Annotated in this window: 13 protein-coding genes; 8 read left to right on the top strand and 5 right to left on the bottom strand. The window is 65.5% G+C overall.

The window, feature by feature from the left end:
- Position 1: 1 nt before the first annotated feature.
- The gene (locus G4G71_RS26000) at positions 2–2,050 is read right to left on the bottom strand and encodes a TonB-dependent receptor (protein WP_169941318.1); all 2,049 of its coding nucleotides are present in this window, start codon (positions 2,048–2,050) and stop codon (positions 2–4) included.
- Positions 2,051–2,300: 250 nt separating this feature from the next.
- Between G4G71_RS26000 and G4G71_RS25995 the strand changes: the two genes are divergently transcribed.
- Together G4G71_RS25995 and putP are read left to right on the top strand one after the other, a co-directional pair.
- Positions 2,301–3,050 (top strand): helix-turn-helix transcriptional regulator, encoded by a 750-nt coding sequence (locus G4G71_RS25995; RefSeq protein ID WP_169941316.1) that lies wholly within the window; start codon positions 2,301–2,303, stop codon positions 3,048–3,050.
- A gap of 786 nt (positions 3,051–3,836) precedes the next feature.
- The gene (gene putP / locus G4G71_RS25990; protein WP_169941314.1) at positions 3,837–5,354 is read left to right on the top strand and encodes a sodium/proline symporter PutP; all 1,518 of its coding nucleotides are present in this window, start codon (positions 3,837–3,839) and stop codon (positions 5,352–5,354) included.
- Between the two features lie 277 nt (positions 5,355–5,631).
- On the opposite strand, the gene G4G71_RS25985 is transcribed toward putP, so the two are convergent.
- Positions 5,632–6,828: a sugar transporter gene (locus G4G71_RS25985; protein WP_169941312.1), complete on the bottom strand. Its 1,197-nt coding sequence runs from the start codon at positions 6,826–6,828 to the stop codon at positions 5,632–5,634.
- A 160-nt stretch (positions 6,829–6,988) separates the two neighbouring features.
- Positions 6,989–7,903 carry a LysR substrate-binding domain-containing protein gene (locus G4G71_RS25980; RefSeq protein WP_169941310.1) on the bottom strand — a complete coding sequence of 305 codons (915 nt, stop codon included), beginning with the start codon at positions 7,901–7,903 and terminating at the stop codon, positions 6,989–6,991.
- Between the two features lie 139 nt (positions 7,904–8,042).
- Here G4G71_RS25980 and G4G71_RS25975 point away from each other — a divergent pair, with 139 nt between their 5' ends.
- The 3 genes from G4G71_RS25975 to G4G71_RS25965 are packed head-to-tail and all read left to right on the top strand — an operon-like array spanning position 8,043 to position 9,250.
- Positions 8,043–8,681, top strand: coding sequence for an FMN-dependent NADH-azoreductase (locus G4G71_RS25975; RefSeq protein WP_169941308.1), 639 nt, complete (start codon positions 8,043–8,045; stop codon positions 8,679–8,681).
- A complete protein-coding gene (locus G4G71_RS25970; RefSeq protein WP_024765558.1) occupies positions 8,681–8,989 on the top strand; it encodes a DMT family transporter in 309 nt (102 codons plus the stop codon). The genes G4G71_RS25975 and G4G71_RS25970 overlap by 1 nt, the downstream gene beginning before the upstream one ends.
- A 39-nt stretch (positions 8,990–9,028) precedes the next feature.
- Positions 9,029–9,250 (top strand): VF530 family protein, encoded by a 222-nt coding sequence (locus G4G71_RS25965; RefSeq protein WP_169941307.1) that lies wholly within the window; start codon positions 9,029–9,031, stop codon positions 9,248–9,250.
- A 228-nt stretch (positions 9,251–9,478) separates the two neighbouring features.
- Here G4G71_RS25965 and G4G71_RS25960 read toward each other — a convergent pair whose 3' ends face one another.
- Positions 9,479–12,595 (bottom strand): transglycosylase domain-containing protein, encoded by a 3,117-nt coding sequence (locus G4G71_RS25960; RefSeq protein ID WP_169941305.1) that lies wholly within the window; start codon positions 12,593–12,595, stop codon positions 9,479–9,481.
- Positions 12,596–12,825: 230 nt separating this feature from the next.
- Between G4G71_RS25960 and G4G71_RS25955 the strand changes: the two genes are divergently transcribed.
- The 3 genes from G4G71_RS25955 (at position 12,826) to G4G71_RS25945 (ending at position 15,516) form a co-directional block, all read left to right on the top strand.
- A complete protein-coding gene (locus tag G4G71_RS25955) occupies positions 12,826–13,071 on the top strand; it encodes a hypothetical protein (protein WP_054908976.1) in 246 nt (81 codons plus the stop codon).
- A gap of 62 nt (positions 13,072–13,133) precedes the next feature.
- Positions 13,134–13,811, top strand: coding sequence for a class I SAM-dependent methyltransferase (locus G4G71_RS25950; RefSeq protein WP_169941303.1), 678 nt, complete (start codon positions 13,134–13,136; stop codon positions 13,809–13,811).
- Positions 13,812–14,136: 325 nt separating this feature from the next.
- Positions 14,137–15,516: an amino acid permease gene (locus G4G71_RS25945; RefSeq protein WP_169941301.1), complete on the top strand. Its 1,380-nt coding sequence runs from the start codon at positions 14,137–14,139 to the stop codon at positions 15,514–15,516.
- 60 nt (positions 15,517–15,576) lie between these two features.
- Here G4G71_RS25945 and G4G71_RS25940 read toward each other — a convergent pair whose 3' ends face one another.
- A complete protein-coding gene (locus G4G71_RS25940; RefSeq protein ID WP_169941300.1) occupies positions 15,577–15,951 on the bottom strand; it encodes a 5-carboxymethyl-2-hydroxymuconate Delta-isomerase in 375 nt (124 codons plus the stop codon).
- Positions 15,952–16,011 lie beyond the last annotated feature (60 nt).

The raw sequence follows: 16,011 nt of genomic DNA, 5'->3' as shown, positions 1-16,011 counted from the left end.
TTTAGAACGCCACTTTTATCCCCGCCTGGATGCCACGCCCGCCAGCCGGCACGCTGTCGCGCAGGATCGAACTGGCGTAGCGCACGGTCTGGTTGGTCAGGTTCTCGCCCTTGACGAAGGCCAGCCAGCGGCTGTCGCCCAGGTCGAAGCGGTAGCCGAGGCTGGCGCCGAGGGTGGTGTAGCCGTCGGTGCGCAGTTCGTTCTCTGGTACGCGATTCTGGTCGGCGGCGTATTCCACGTCGACCCGCGCCTGCCACTGCTGCAGCTCCCAGAGCAGCGCGCTGTTCAGGCGTAGCGGGGCGATGCGTGGCAGCGCTTCGCCGGTGTCCTTGTTCTTCGCGCGGGTGTAGTCGCCGGACAGCTCCAGGTCGAAGCGGCCGTAGGGGCTGTCCAGCAGGTGGATGCGGTCCTGCGCCTCGACGCCGTAGAAGTCTGCTTTCACACCGCTATAGAGGTATTCCGGCAGCGCCTCACCGTCGCCGGCATCTACTACCGCACCTTCCTCATCGCGGTAGCGTCCGCTGGCCAGCAGGCCGATGTAGTTGGAGAAGCGGCTGTAGAACACGCCGACACTGCCCTTGTGCCGGCCGTTGTCGAAGCGCAGGGCGAGGTCGGTGGAAACGGCTTTTTCCTTGCTCGCGTCCGCGTCGCCCACTTCATAGGTGCCGGTGGCCGCGTGAGCGCCGTTGGCATAGAGCTCGTAGAAAGTCGGAGCGCGTTCGGTGTAGGCGAGGGTGGCGGCCAGCGACCAGATCGGCGTCAGCTTGTACACCGCGCCGCTGGACAGGCTGCCAGCGGTGAAGCTGCGTGAGCCGTCGTTCTCGGCGAAGCGCTCGTTGTCCTTGGCATTGGGATCGATGCGCGTGTGCTCGGCGCGACCACCCAGGTTCAGCGCCAGGCGCTCGGTGGCCTGCCAGTTCTCCAGGAAGAACAGTGCCGCACTGTCGGTCTCGGTATGCGGCACGAAGGCTTCTTCGCCCAGCGCGGAGAAGCGGCTGTTGGCGACCTGCGCGCCGACGATGCCTTCCACCGGCCCGATCGGTTTATGCCGGGCTTCGATACGCGCCTCGTAGCCGTCGTTCTTGAAGGTGGTGCCAGTCTCGCCGTCCTCGATTTCCTTGTGCTGATACTCGGTGTAGGCCGCGTCCAGCTTGACCGCGCTGAAGGGGCCGTCGAGGTCGCGGATTTCCGAGGCGAAGGCGTAACGGTCCTGCTGCATCTTCAGGCGTACGTCGTCCTCGGCGGGCGAGCCGTAGTTGCTGTCGTAGCCGCTGTAGGACAGGCCCGCATAGCCGTGATCCCAGTGGTAGCTGCCACCGATGGCGCCGCTGTCCTGGCGGCCGTCGCTGTTGTTCACGCGGTGCTTGGAGTCGTCGCCGTCGGTTTGGCGCTGGCGCGCGGAGTGGGCGTAACCGGGGATGCGCAGGTCGTTGAACTCGCGGGAGCCTGCGTCCAGGTGCAGGGCGAAGTTGCCGTCGCCGGCTTCGAGCGCGCCGGCAGCACTGCGGGTGGTGTCCGAGCCGCCGTAGCGCAACTCGCCCTGGCCGTGGATGCCGTCCACCGGTTCGCTGGGGATGCGGTTGTCGAAACTGTTGACCACGCCGCCGATGGCGTTACCGCCGTAGAGCAGTGCGGCCGGGCCGCGCACGACTTCGATGCGCTCGACCACGTTGGGGTCTTCCGGCACGGCGTGGTCGTAGGACAGCGACGAGGCGTCCAGCGCGCCGACGCCATTGCGCAGGATGCGGATACGGTCGCCGTCCATGCCGCGGATCACCGGGCGGCTGGCGCCGGGGCCGAACCAGGTGGAGGACACGCCCGGCGTGCCATTGAGGGTTTCGCCCAGGCTGCCTTTCTGGCGCAGGGTCAGTTCGTCGCCCTGCAGCACGCTGCTGGGCGCCGCGGGGGAGGAATCGCCCAGCGGGTTGGCGGTAATCACCTGTGGCTCCAGTTCGGTGGGGGCGGCATCGGCCAGCGAAGGCGCACTGGCGCAGAGGGCGATGCCCAGCGGTGCGAAACGCCAGCGCGGGCGGGGAAGTGATGGGGGCATGACGAACTCCTGATTTTTCTTCTGGCAAAGCGATCCCCTCCCTTCGTGGTCAGGGATGCGCCAGGCGGCGGGAAGGGGAAGATGGGGAAGTGTTGTTTGTTATAACATAACATATCTATCGGTTAGCAAAAATTTCCTGCTTAGATGATTTCGTGCGGAGCCTGGTGGCGAGTTGCGCCGGGTTGCACCTGCTGGCTGGGCAGGTCGATGGAATTTTCGTACCATGCTCAAAATTTGATCAGATCGCGCCATGTTCGATACCCGTCTCGCCACGCTGCCCGACCAGGCTGACCAGCACGCCCATGACCATCACCAGTTGGTGATGTCCCTGAGCGGCCGTGCGGAGTTCGAGATAGGCGGTACCGCCGGCGAGGTCTGCCGCATGCGCGCATGCCTGGTGCCAGGAGATGTCGGGCACCAGTTCGCCGGGCTGGGCGACAACCGGATGCTGATCGTCGATCTGACCGAGGCGGGTGCCGGCGAGCAGGACCGCGAGCTGCTGGCGAGGCTCTTCGATATGCCGCGCTACCCGACGCTGGATGCGGACTTCCAGAACCTGCTCAGCTACGCCGGGGCGGAAATCGCCCGCTACGGCGATGACCCGCTGCTCGCCCGTGCCCTGGGTGGTGTGTTGCTGCGAGCATTGCACCTGCGGCTGTTCGGCGAAGACCGTGCGCCGCGCAACGGGCCGCTGGATCTGGAGCGGCTGGATGGCTACATCGCCGATCATCTTTCCCGGCGCATCACCGTGGCGGAGCTGGCGCAGGTCGCCTGCCTGAGTCCGAGCCATTTCCATGCGCAGTTCAAGGACCGTGTCGGCCTCACGCCGCACCAGTACCTGCTGCGCCAGCGCCTCGACCGCGCCGCGCGCCTGCTGCGGGAAACCGAGCTGCCATTGGTCGGCGTAGCCGGGGAGTGCGGCTTCTCCAGCCAGAGCGCATTGACCACCGCGATGCGCCGTTACCTGGGGTTGACCCCGGGCAACCTGCGCCGCTGCTGAATCGCAGGGCTGCGCGCCGTGAGTTGCTGATCGATTGGTCAGGTATCGCCCTTCGGGCGCCGGAGTCTTTTGCAAGAACTCCAGAGCTTTCAGCAAGAATTTCGCAGGGTGCAACCCATAGAGTCCGCCCACCGCGTTGCTGGTGTTCCAAGGTGCAACCCGGTCAGACCAAGAACAACAGCCAGCTCGATACGCGGGAGGGGCGCCATGCCCATCACCGGTTCTGTCTTTGCCTGTCGCGCGCCTGCACCTGGCCGCGCCACTTCCTTCACGGCCCGGCCTGCAGCGCCTGCCCGTGGCCTCGCGCCGTCACCGGTCGGACCGGTGCAACCGCATCGCCTGCTTTCTGTACAATCCGCGCCCTCGCGCGCCGGCCACTCCCTGCCGCTTCTTCATGCGTGCGTGTGCTCAATTTCAGTCACTGCCGACGAGCTTCCTCGCCAGCCCCGTATTGTGCGGCTGGAGATAACTCGTCGGGAGCAGGACGCCGACTCCGGCGCCTGAAGGATGACCGGGCAACGCCCGGGAAACGGCCCGCACCTCGCCCACCGGCGAAGGCGGGGCGGAAGTCGCCGTGGTGAGACGGCGGCTGCAGGATGACGCCAGCAAGGACGAGGGCGTGCCTGCGTCGGGATGCGTAGCGGTTCGGTGCCTGTTTGGCATCACGCGCAACCCGGTTTGCCTGTGAGCAAGCGCTAACCGGTCGGCGTCAACCACGCCGGCTGCCAGTCAAGGGTCCGCGATACCCCGCGTACCCGGATAAAAACAAGCTGTAGGGGAGTCCCCATGAGCGTCAACACGCCAACACTGATCACTTTCGTGATCTACATCGCGGCCATGGTTCTGATCGGCTTGGCCGCCTATCGTTCGACCAACAACTTCTCCGACTACATCCTCGGTGGCCGTAGCCTCGGCAGCTTCGTCACCGCCCTGTCGGCCGGTGCTTCGGACATGAGCGGCTGGCTGCTGATGGGCCTGCCCGGCGCCATCTACCTGTCGGGCATCTCGGAAAGCTGGATCGCCATCGGCCTGATCTGCGGCGCCTACCTGAACTGGCTGTTCGTTGCCGGTCGCCTGCGCGTGCATACCGAGCACAACGGCAATGCGCTGACCCTGCCGGACTACTTCAGCACCCGCTTCGAGGACAACAGCCGCATCCTGCGGGTGATCTCCGCGCTGGTGATCCTGGTGTTCTTCACCATCTACTGCGCCTCCGGCATCGTCGCCGGCGCCCGCCTGTTCGAAAGCACCTTCGGCATGTCCTACGAGACCGCGCTGTGGGCCGGTGCCGCCGCGACCATCGCCTACACCTTCGTCGGTGGCTTCCTGGCGGTGAGCTGGACCGACACCGTGCAGGCCTCGCTGATGATCTTCGCGCTGATCCTCACTCCGGTGATCGTGCTGTTCGCCACCGGTGGCGTGGAGCCGACCTTCGCTGCCATCGAGCTGAAGGACGCCGCCAACTTCGACATGTTCAAGGGCGCTTCCTTCGTCGGCGTGCTGTCGCTAATGGCCTGGGGCCTGGGCTACTTCGGCCAGCCGCACATCCTGGCGCGCTTCATGGCCGCTGATTCGGTGAAGTCGATCCCGGCAGCCCGCCGCATCTCCATGACCTGGATGATCCTCTGCCTGGGTGGCGCCGTCGCCGTCGGCTTCTTCGGCATCGCCTACTTCCAGGCGCACCCGGAGCAGGCTGGCGCAGTTGGCGAGAACCACGAGCGCATCTTCATCGAACTGGCAAAGATCCTGTTCAACCCGTGGATCGCCGGCGTGCTGCTGTCCGCCATCCTCGCTGCCGTGATGAGCACCCTGAGCTGCCAGTTGCTGGTGTGCTCCTCGGCGCTGACCGAAGACTTCTACAAGGCCTTCCTGCGCAAGAACGCCAGCCAGTTGGAGCTGGTGTGGGTCGGTCGCGCCATGGTGCTGCTGGTCGCGCTGGTGTCCATCGCCCTGGCCGCCAACCCGGAAAACCGCGTCCTGGGCCTGGTGTCCTACGCCTGGGCCGGCTTCGGTGCCGCTTTCGGTCCGCTGGTGCTGTTCTCCGTGCTGTGGAAGGGCATGACCCGCAACGGCGCGCTGGCCGGCATTATCGTCGGTGCGGTCACCGTGATCGTCTGGAAGCAGTTCGGCTGGCTCGGCCTGTACGAGATCATCCCGGGCTTCATCCTCTCCAGCATCTCCATCGTGGTGTTCAGCCTGATCGGCTCGGCACCGTCGAAGGCGATGATCCAGCGCTTCGAGGAAGCCGAGGCGGAATACGCCGAGGCCACTCAGCCGGCCGGCACTGCGGTGACCAGCCGCTGATCCCTAGCTGAATGAAAAAGGCCGCGCTCCCGCAAGGGGCGCGGCCTTTTTTTGTGGCGTCAGGATTGGCTTTTCTGTAGGAGCGAGCTTGCTCGCGAACCCCCTTGATGCCGTGGGTGTCGGGCAGGTTCGCGAGCAAGCTCGCTCCTACAGGTCATGGCTCCGTGCTGACCTGTGCGTAGGAGCGGACTCCGTCCGCGATGCCCATCGGCGCGATGTGAATCTATCGCGGACGGAGTCCGCTCCTACGCTAGTCGGTGAGCCCGGCGTGTGGCGATTAATGCGAGGCGTGCCCGCCACTCATCGCCGCCGCATACCGCCAGCAGGCGAACAGGCACAGCAGCAGGCCGACCACCGCCAGCGCGCCGCCAACGTAGCCGATCCACTCCAGCCCCATGCCCACCGCCACGCGGCTGCCCAGCAGCGCACCGCCGCCGATACCGACGTTGTACAGGCCGGAGAACATCGCCATGGCCACGTCGGTGGCGTCGTGGGCCAGTTGCAGGACCTTGGCCTGCAGCGCCAGGCCGAAGCAGAGGATCGCCGCGCCCCAGAACAGGCTCAGGCCCAGTAGCGCCGTGGGCGAATGGGAAAGCGGCATCAGCAGCAGGAGCGAGCCGCCGAGCACGGCGATGGCCAGGCACGGGAAGGCGCGCGGGAAGCGCTCGCTGTAGCGGCTGAAGAGGATCGAACCGAACATCCCGGCGCCGCCGAATAGCAGCAGGAGCAGCGTGGTCTGCCGGCTGTCCAGCGCGGCGATTTCCCGCGCGAAGGGCTCGATGTAGCTGTAGGCGGTGAATTGCGCGGTGATCACCAGCACGGTGAGCACGTACATCGACACCAGCGCCGGGCGGCGCAGCAGCAGTGGCAGGCTGCGCAGCGAACCGGAGTTCTGGCTCGGAAGCAGCGGCAGCGCGCGGGCCAGCCAGAGCACCACGACCACCGAGACGCCGGCAATCGCCAGGAAGGTGGTGCGCCAGCCCATCGCTTCACCCAGCACGCGGCCCAGCGGAATGCCCAGCACCATCGCCAGGATGGTCCCGGTGGCCAGCAGGCCAAGGGCTTTCGCCTGCTGCCCCGGCGGCGCCACGCGCACGGCGAGCGAGGCGGTGATCGACCAGAACACCGCGTGGGCGAAGGCGATGCCGAAGCGGCTGATCATCAGCACCGTGAAGTTCCAGGCGAAGCCGGAGAGCACGTGGCTGACGATGAACAGGCAGAAGATCACCACCAGCAGGCGGCGGCGCTCCATGTTGCGGGTCAGCTGCATCAGCGGCAGCGAGGCCAGCGATACTACCCAGGCGTAGAGCGTGAGCATCAGGCCGGTCTGTTCCGGGCGCATGTCGAAGCTTGCGCCGATGTCGCTGAGCAGGCCCACCGGGACGAACTCGGTGGTGTTGAAAATGAAGGCGGCGATGGCCAGGGCGATGACGTTCAGCCAGCTGCCAGTGCGGGTGTCTTGCGCGGTTGTCATGGGAATCCTGAGGTGAAGTGGGGCTCAGGCCGTGCCTTGGGATCACGCACGCGGCGTGTCGCGGGCAAAGAAGAATTGTTGTTGCGGCGGAGTGCAATTCTAACCGCGCATCCCGGCCCGCGCACGGCAAAGGGACGCCTGCGCGGGCGCAGCGGCAGGCTCAGGCGGCGTTGTCGATCAGCGGATCGGCTGCCTGCGCGGCTTCTTCGGCCAGCCAGTCGAGGAACGCGCGCACTGGCGGGTGGCGCTCGCGCCCTGGCACGCACAGTGCGGTATAGCGCGCGCCGGGCACGTTGATCTCTGGGCGATACGGCACCAGCAGGCCCTTCTCCACGCACTCCGACACCAGCAGCGAACTGGCCAGTACCAGGCCCTGGCCGGCGATCGCCGCCTGCAGGGCGTAGAACTCCTCGTCGTACTCGCGTTGCACGGCGCAGGTCAGCAGGCATTCCTCGCCGGCCATTTGGCACCAGGCCTTCCAACCGCGTTCGTAGAGCTGGGAATTGTGCCAGCGCACACTGATCATTTCCGGTACTTCCACGTCGGCGCTGGCCACCAGCGTTGGCGCGCCATAGACGGCGAAGCGTTCGGCCAAAAGGAACTGGCTGTGCATGCGCGGGTAGTCGCCGAAGCCGTAGCGGATCGCCAGGTCGACGCTGGCGTCCTGCTGCAGGTCGAGCAGCTCGCATTGGCTGTCCAGGCGCAGGCGGATATGCGGGTGGCGTGCGTAGAAACGGCCCAGGCGCGGCACCAGCCACAGCGCGGCGAAGGCCGGCGTGGTGGAGATCGTCAGGCTGCTGGCACTGCGCTGCGGGCGCAGGCTGTCCACTGATTGCGAGACCTCCAGCAGCGCGCCGTGCAGGCTGCGGAACAGCCGCTCGCCGGACTCGGTCAGGCGCACCTGGCGCGGCAGACGCTCGAAGAGTGGCAGGCCCAGCCATTCCTCCAGTGCGCGGACCTGGTGGGATACCGCCGTCGGCGTCACCGCCAGTTCCTCGGCGGCGGCCTTGAAGCTCAACTGACGCGCAGCGGATTCGAAGGTGCGCAGGGCTGGAAGCGGCAGATTGGCGAACATTCGATGCTCCATGGGTGAGTTGAATTCATCTGAAGGGAGATTCCCTCAGTTGTCCGTCTTTCTGCCGGTAAATAGCTTAGGCAGCAATTGGAGGCCATTCAGGACCTTCCCAGTGTACACCTCAAGCAAGGAAAGACAGATGAACAGAGTTCTTGCCATTCACGCTAGCCCCCGCGCCGACCGCTCCCATTCCCGCCGTCTGGTGGAAGGCTTTCTCGCCGCGCTGCCGCAAGCTGAGATCACCCGCCGCGAGGTTGGCCGCGCGAACCTGCCTCATGTCAGCGAAGGGTTCATTGCTGCCGCCTTCCACCCGCTGGGTGAGCAGCGCCCCGCCGAGTTGCAGGCCGAGCTGGCACTCAGCGACGAGTTGGTCGACGAACTGCTCGCCCACGACCTGCTGGTGATTTCCGCGCCGATGTACAACTTCAGCGTGCCCAGCGGGTTGAAGGCCTGGGTCGACCAGATTGTCCGTGTTGGCCGCACGGTCGACCTGCTCGTGAAAGATGGCGAGGCGGAATACAAGCCGCTGGTCACGGGGCGAAAGGCATTGATCGTCACCAGCCGTGGTGGTGCAGGTATGGGCCCAGGCGGCGCACTCGAGTGGATGAACCATGCCGACGTCTGGCTGCGTGTGGCCCTGGGTTTCATCGGCATCGACGATGTACAGGTGATCGCCGCCGAAGGCGAGGAAGGTAATCCGGAGGCATTCCGTGTGTCCTATCAACAGGTCGAAAAGGCCCTGGCCGACCTCGCCGAGAGCGAGTGGGCGCGTGCGTGATGGCCTGGGCGATGCTGATGGTGGCGGCGGTGTTCGAGGTGATGTTCGCGGTGTCGATGAAGTACGCCGAGGGCTTCACCCGGCCGTTGCCGACCGTGGTGACGGTGCTCGCGGTGATCGGCGGAATCTTCTTCCTCACTCTGGCGATGCGCCAGTTGCCGGTGAGCATCGCCTACCCGATCTGGACCGCCATCGGCACGCTGGGCACGGTGTTCTTCGGCTTCCTGCTGCTGGGCGAGGCGCTGACCCTGACCAAGCTGGCGTCGGTCGCCCTGATCATCGCCGGCGTGGCCGGGCTGCGGGCCTGATGCTAAGGTGCCGCGCATTCTCCGCACGACGACACCCACATGACCGACAAACCGAAGAACCCGCTGCACGGCGTGACCCTGGAAGCGATCCTCAACCAACTGGTGGCGCAGTACGGCTGGGACGGATTGGCCAAACGCATCGATATCCGCTGCTTCAAGAACGACCCGAGCATCAAGTCCAGCCTGACCTTCCTGCGTCGCACGCCGTGGGCGCGGGAGCAGGTCGAGGCGTTGTACGTGAAGTCCGCCCAAAAGAGTTGAGGGTGGGACGTGGGTGGGAGCGGACTTTGTCCGCGATGGCTCCGCATCGCCCCGGAAGTCATCGCGGACGGAGCCCGCTCCTTCGGCTCATGTCGGCATCGGTGCTTCTGGTCTCCGGTTTAAAGTGCACGGAAAAGCCGGGTGTTCTGGTGTAGGAGCGAGCTTGCTCGCGAACCCGCCTGGCACCGAGGCATCAAGCGGTTCGCGAGCAAGCTCGCTCCTACAGGTTTACCGCCAGCTCACCCGCAGGTTATCCAGCCGCTCCTGGCAGCCCGTGCTGATCCCCGGTTCCAGGTAACTCGACAACATGGGGGCCATGCCCTTGAGCACCTGTACCGGCAGCGCCGAGGTGAACTTGAAGTTGTCCGACTCGCTGCCGGCGACGTAGGCGGTCAGCGTGCCGAAATGGCGGGGGCCGATGTAGAAGACGAAGGTCGCCGTGCGGTTCATCGCCTTGGAGCTCTTCACCCAGCCGCTGCGCGTCACGCTCTCGATGCGGTTGTCGCCGGTGCCGGTCTTGCCGCCCATCACCAGTGCGTTGCCATTGGCCAGCTTGAAGGTGCCTGACAAGCGCCGCGCGGTACCCGCGTCCACCACCTGCGAAAGCGCAGTGCGCAGAGCCTGGGCAACCTCCGAACGCATCACCTGGCGACCGCTGCCCGATTCCGGGCCGAGGGTCACCTCATAGGGCGTGGCGGCGGCGAAGTGCAGGCTGTCGATGCGCAGGGTCGGCTGGCGCACACCATCGTTGAGGATGATCCCCATCAGCTCCGCCAGCGCGGCGGGGCGATCCCCCGAACTGCCTAGCGCGGTGGCCAGCGACGGCACCAGGTGGTCGAAGGGGTAGCCCAGGCGCTTCCACTGTTCATGCAGGTCGAGGAAAGCTTCCACCTCCAGCATGATGCGGATGCGCTTGTCGCGGGCGTACTTGTGCCGCGACTTGAACAGCCAGCCATAGACCTCCTTGCGCTCGGCGCCGCTGGCGGCCACGGCGTCGGCGAAGGTCGCCGCCGGCTGGCGTTGCAGGTAGCCCAGCAGCCACAGTTCCAGCGGGTGCACGCGGGCGACGTAGCCCTGGTCATTGAGGTCGAAGGCGCCCGGCCCATAGCGGGTGTAGAGGTCCTCGATGCGCTTGTCGGTGAGCTTGTCGCCAGCGTACTTGCCCTGCTTCAGACGGTCCTGCAGGAAGGCGGCGAAGGTTGGCAGATCGGCCTGGGGCTGCAGGTAGCGATGGATCGCCGCCAGCCGCACCGGCCAGGCGCGCAGGCCATCGAGGAAGGTATTCAGGCGGTCGTCGTTGTCCTTGCCCTTGTACTTCTGCCAGAAGCGCAGCAGGTAGACCTGGCTTTCCTTGTCGACGAAGCGGTCGAGGTAGTCCTGCCGGCGCGGGTCCTTGTCATCGGCCAGCACCGCAACCTTGCTGCCCTCGTTGGCGTAGATATCGTGGCGCACCAGATCGCGCAGAAGGCGCACGAAGGGCAGGTTGATCGATTCGCGCAGCGCGTCCTGCAGGGTCGGGATGCGGCCGTTGTCTTCCTTGCGGAAGTTGCTGAAGGTGTGCACGCCGCCGCCGGTGAAGAAGCTTTCATAGGGGCTGGCGGAGTACTTGCGCTGCAGCGCGGCGGCGAGCATGTCCGGCAGATCGCGGTCCTTGGCGGCGATCAGGTAGTCGATGGACCAGCGGCTGATGAAGTCCAGCGGTTCTATCTGCACCTTCTTGAGCTCGGCGACGGTCAGCGGCGCGTACTGCTGGTGCAGGTCGGCGATGGTTTCCAGGTAGGTGGCGAGCACGCGCAGCTTGGCGGTCGAACCCAGTTCCAGCTTGCTGCCCTCGTTGATGTCGAAGGGCTGCTCGGTGCTGTCGGTCTGCACTCGCACGCGGTTGCCGCTGGGGGTGCGCTCGAACAGGGTGAAGCTGTAGCGCACGTCCCTGGTCTTGTCCTTGGACAGCAGGTGCTCGCCGAACAGACCGATCTGCTCGGCGAAGTCCGGGTCGGACAGGTGCCGCAGGTAGCCGGTGACCTGTTCCTGCAGTTCATGTTGCAGGGTCGTGGTGAAGCTCATGTCGAAGCGGTCGAGGTCGTACAGCGGCACGTCGAGCATGCCGGCCAGGCGGGTGCGCGCAAGACCGATGCCCTTGTTGTTCTCCAGCGGGGTGAAGCTGGGTTCGCTGCGCGGATCGCGGAACACCAGCTTCTGCTTGAGCGCCGCGTCGCGCAGTTCCGGGGCGATCACGTTGTTCTGTGCCAGCAGACGCAGGTAGCTGTCGGTCAGCACGGCCAGTTGGTCGCGGCCACGGGCGAGGTACCAGGAAGGCCGGCGGTGGGCAATCATCAGCGAAACGACCTGGCGCAGCGCCTTGCCCTGCGCGGCAAGCTCCGCACCGGAGGCGGGCGGGGCGTTTAGCAGCTTGTTGACCTGCTGGTAGTCGGCGCCGTACCAGATCCACAGGCCATCGGGCAGGCCGCTCACTTCGCCGTAACCCGGCTGCGCGGAGAGCGGCACCGAATTGAGATAGGTGAGGGCGACGTTGCGCCGTGCGGCCATGTTCTCCGCGCCGTTCTGGTAGGTGCGCACGCTGGCCGAAGCCATCTGCCGCAGCTTGTCGGTGATGGAATTGGTGCGACCGTCTTCGGAGTGGCGGTATTTCTCGATCTGCGTGGCCAGGGTGCTGCCGCCGGGGGCGTGGTTGCCCAACCCGACCAGCTTGCCCACCTGCGCCACGGAGGCCTGGGTGAAGCGGCTCCAGTCGATGGCCGGGTTCAGGTAGGGGCGGTCGGGATCGAGCAGGTCGCGGTTCTCGATGTACAGCAGGCTGTTGACGATGGCCGGTGAGATGCTCTCGAAGTTGGCGTAAAGCCGCTGCGGGTAGCGGAAGTTATAGATTGGCAAGCCGCGGCAGTCGGCGATGTCGACGCCGGCCTGGGCCTTCTCCGGGTAGGGCGGGAACATCCCGTGGCCGGTGTACTGCATCAGCGGATCGGAGAAGCGCGCCTGGCTCAGGGTGACGAAGTTGCGCTCGTGCAGGCGGCCCAGGAAGGTCGGCAACTGTTGATAGCCCAGGCGCCGATCGAAGGGGCCGCCTTGTGGATAAACCACATCGTCGGTGCTGCCCTGTTCCAGGCTCCAGGTCAGGCCGGTGGCGTAGCGTGCCAGCTCGCGCGCCTGCAGCTTGGAGGTGCGCGCTTCATACAGCAGCGCCGCCCCCATGGCGGCGAGCAAAGGCAGGAGAAACAGGAAGAGAAGAAGGAAGCGGTGGTGATGCACTTTCTGTGGGGAAAGGCCGGGCCCCGGACTTCCCGGTTGGCCTGCCACTTGCGTACCGGAATGCTTCGAGTTGCCCATATTCACGCCCCGCCCATGCTTGTACGACAGCCCAGGTAGCGAACTCCGCCCACGTGATGGCCGACGCCCCTCCCGGCGCCGCGAAAGCCCCTAACCTGCGGCTTTCCTAAGTTCCAGCGTAGTTGGCGGCGAAAAATCTGCGCGCCGCCAGGTACCGTTCGTGGCTCGCCGGATTGATTTGCCGACGGCCAGCAGGTGGAATGTGATTATTTGGACAGGAATGGCCGCCGATGCGTTCGTACTTTTTGCCCCTGGCCGCGCTGCTGGGCGTTTCGTTGAACCTCGCCGCCGCGCCGATGCCCTTCTATAAATGGCAGAGCAGGCTCGATGGCGCCTATACCTGCCAGCAGACATCACCGGGCAGTGGCTGGCAGAAGATCGGCGGACCGTTCAGTGATGCCGGGTGCCGCAAGGCGTTGCCGCAGACGCCGCCGCCCAAGGGGCTGGCGGTGCCCAAGTCGTTGAGGACGCCGTAGCCCGACACCTGCGCAGGAGCGGATTCATCCGCGATCGCCTCTCCCCACTCACGGATATCGCCATGACCGACCACGACGCCCGAATCCGCCAGAGCTGGCAGGCCAACGCCGATGCCTGGACCCGCGCGGTGCGCGAGCAGCGCATCGAGAGCCGGCGGCTGGTCACCGACGCGGCGATCCTCGCCGCAATTGCCGAAGGTCCGGCACGCCGTGTGCTGGATATCGGTTGTGGCGAAGGCTGGTTGTGTCGTGTGCTGGCCGAGAAGGGCAGCGAGTGTGTCGGCGTGGATGCTTCCGCACCGCTCATTGAAGCCGCGCAAATGGCGGGCGGTGGGCGCTATGAAGTGATGGATTACGCGGGGCTCATCGAAGCCGGAGATTCACTCGGCCAGTTCGACGCCCTGGTGTGCAATTTCGCCTTGCTCGACGAGTACATCGCGCCATTGCTCGGCGCACTTCGCGAGCGGCTCAATCCCGGCGGGCGGCTGCTGATCCAGACCGTTCACCCTTGGACTGCCTGCGGTGACGCGCCCTATGTGGACGGTTGGCGCCTGGAAGACTTCGCTGCCTTCGGCGGTGAGTTCAGCGCACCGATGCCCTGGTTCTTCCGCACCCTGGAGTCCTGGCTGGCGCTACTGGCCGCCAGCGGCTGGCGCCTGCGGCAACTGCGCGAACCGCGCCATCCGGACACCGGCAAACCCTGCTCGCTGCTGCTGGAGGTGCAGCCGCTGGGGGGCTGAACCGCTCTGCACCGGCCCTGTTGGCGCGGGCAGATGTGGCGATACGCCGCTATCCCTTTGGTCACATTGCACCTTGGTGGTGCAGACGATTCCCACGGACTTGTGTAACACTCGCCCGCGACCTCAGCCGTGGTCCTCCCGCAATGCCTACGTCCGCTTCACAAGAGCGGGCAGCCTCTTCCGGTGTGCCGTCCTGGAACTGCCAGACACTTCTCCCTCCGTGCCGCCCGGCGCGGTGGCGAAGCCTTTTCGGCGGTTCCGCATCCCGACTGCACTTAGAGTCCTCAGCTGATATTTCCCAAGAACAAAATGAGGTTGCATCACCATGTCGTCCCACGATCTCCAAAGGGATCTCAACGAGCGGCACATCCGTCTCATGGCCCTGGGCGCCTGCATCGGCGTCGGTCTCTTCCTCGGCTCCGCCAAGGCCATCCAGATGGCCGGCCCGGCCATCATGCTTTCCTACATCATCGGCGGTCTCGCCATCCTCGTGATCATGCGCGCCCTCGGCGAGATGGCCGTGCACAATCCCGTGGCCGGCTCCTTTGCCCGTTACGCCCAGGACTACCTCGGCCCGCTGGCCGGCTATCTGACCGGCTGGAACTACTGGTTCCTCTGGCTGGTGACCTGCGTCGCGGAGATCACCGCGGTGGCCATTTACATGGGCATCTGGTTCCCCGACGTGCCGCGCTGGATCTGGGCGCTGGCCGCGCTGGCGAGCATGGGCACCATCAACCTCATCGCCGTGCGTGCCTTCGGTGAGTTCGAGTTCTGGTTCGCCCTGATCAAGATCGTCACCATCGTCGCCATGATCCTGGCCGGCGCCGGCATGATCTTCTTCGGCCTGGGCAACGGCGGCATCGCCACCGGCATCTCCAACCTGTGGAGCAACGGCGGCTTCATGCCCCACGGCATCACCGGCGTGCTGATGTCGCTGCAGATGGTGATGTTCGCCTACCTGGGCGTGGAGATGATCGGCCTCACCGCCGGCGAAGCGAAGAACCCGCAGAAGACCATCCCCGGTGCGATCAACTCGGTGTTCTGGCGCATCCTGCTGTTCTACGTGGGCGCGCTGTTCGTGATCATGTCGATCTACCCGTGGAACGAGATCGGCACCCAGGGCAGCCCCTTCGTGATGACCTTCGAGCGCATGGGCATCAAGACCGCCGCCGGCATCATCAACTTCGTGGTGATCACCGCCGCGCTGTCGTCCTGCAACGGCGGCATCTTCAGCACCGGCCGCATGCTCTACAGCCTCGCCCAGCATGGCCAGGCCCCGGCCGTGTTCGCCAAGACCTCCAGGGGCGGCGTGCCGCGCAATGCACTGCTGCTGTCGATCTTCGCGCTGCTGCTGGGCGTGCTGCTGAACTATCTGGTACCCGAGAAGGTGTTCACCTGGGTGACCTCCATCGCCACCTTCGGGGCGATCTGGACCTGGGCGATGATCCTGCTGGCGCAGCTGAAGTTCCGCCGCGGCCTCTCCGCCGCCGAAGCCGGCAAGCTGCAGTTCAGGATGTGGCTGTATCCGATCAGCTCGTACCTGGCCATGGCCTTCCTGGTGCTGGTGGTGGTGCTGATGGCGTTCTTCGAGGACACCCGCATCGCGCTGTACATCGGCCCGGCCTTCCTGGTGCTGCTGACGGTGCTGTACTACGTGCTGAATCTTGCTCCCAAGGAGCAGGGCAGCGTTGCCAGCCGTGCATGATTCGCGGTTGAGTGATTGAAAAAAGGGCCTCTTCGGAGGCCCTTTTCTTTTGCTGGGTGATTACGTCGTGGGCAGGCTGCCGGCCATGCGCGTCAGGCTGCGGTCGAGTTCGGTGATTTCCAGTTGCAGGCCGATGGGGCGTTTTTCGATGAGTTCGGCGAGGGTCTGTTCGGCGGCGGCGAACAGGGTGTCGACGATGCGCTGGCGCAACTCCTCGGGGCGGCCGGGGGCGATGCGGATCTGGATGTTGATGAAGGCTTCGTTCTGGGTGTCGGCGCCGACGTGGAACTGGTCGATGGCGCGGGCGAAGGTGCGCAGGCCGTTGCTGGGGAACACGCCCAGGCCTTGTGCTGCTTCATGGAGTTTTTCAGGCAGTGCCAGAGGCAGCAGGTCGTTGGTGAGGTTGGTGGTGTAGTCGATGGCGATGTGGGGCATTGAGTTTGTCCGGAGCGCAGGTGGGGCCATCCTAGAGTGACCTGTTTGCTCGGGACATAC

It is taken from the genome of Pseudomonas multiresinivorans (assembly GCF_012971725.1).
Taxonomy (GTDB): Bacteria; Pseudomonadota; Gammaproteobacteria; order Pseudomonadales; family Pseudomonadaceae; genus Pseudomonas; species Pseudomonas multiresinivorans.
The sequence above is the reverse complement of the archived record's forward strand: the minus strand, read 5'-3'. Positions and strand labels throughout refer to the sequence as shown.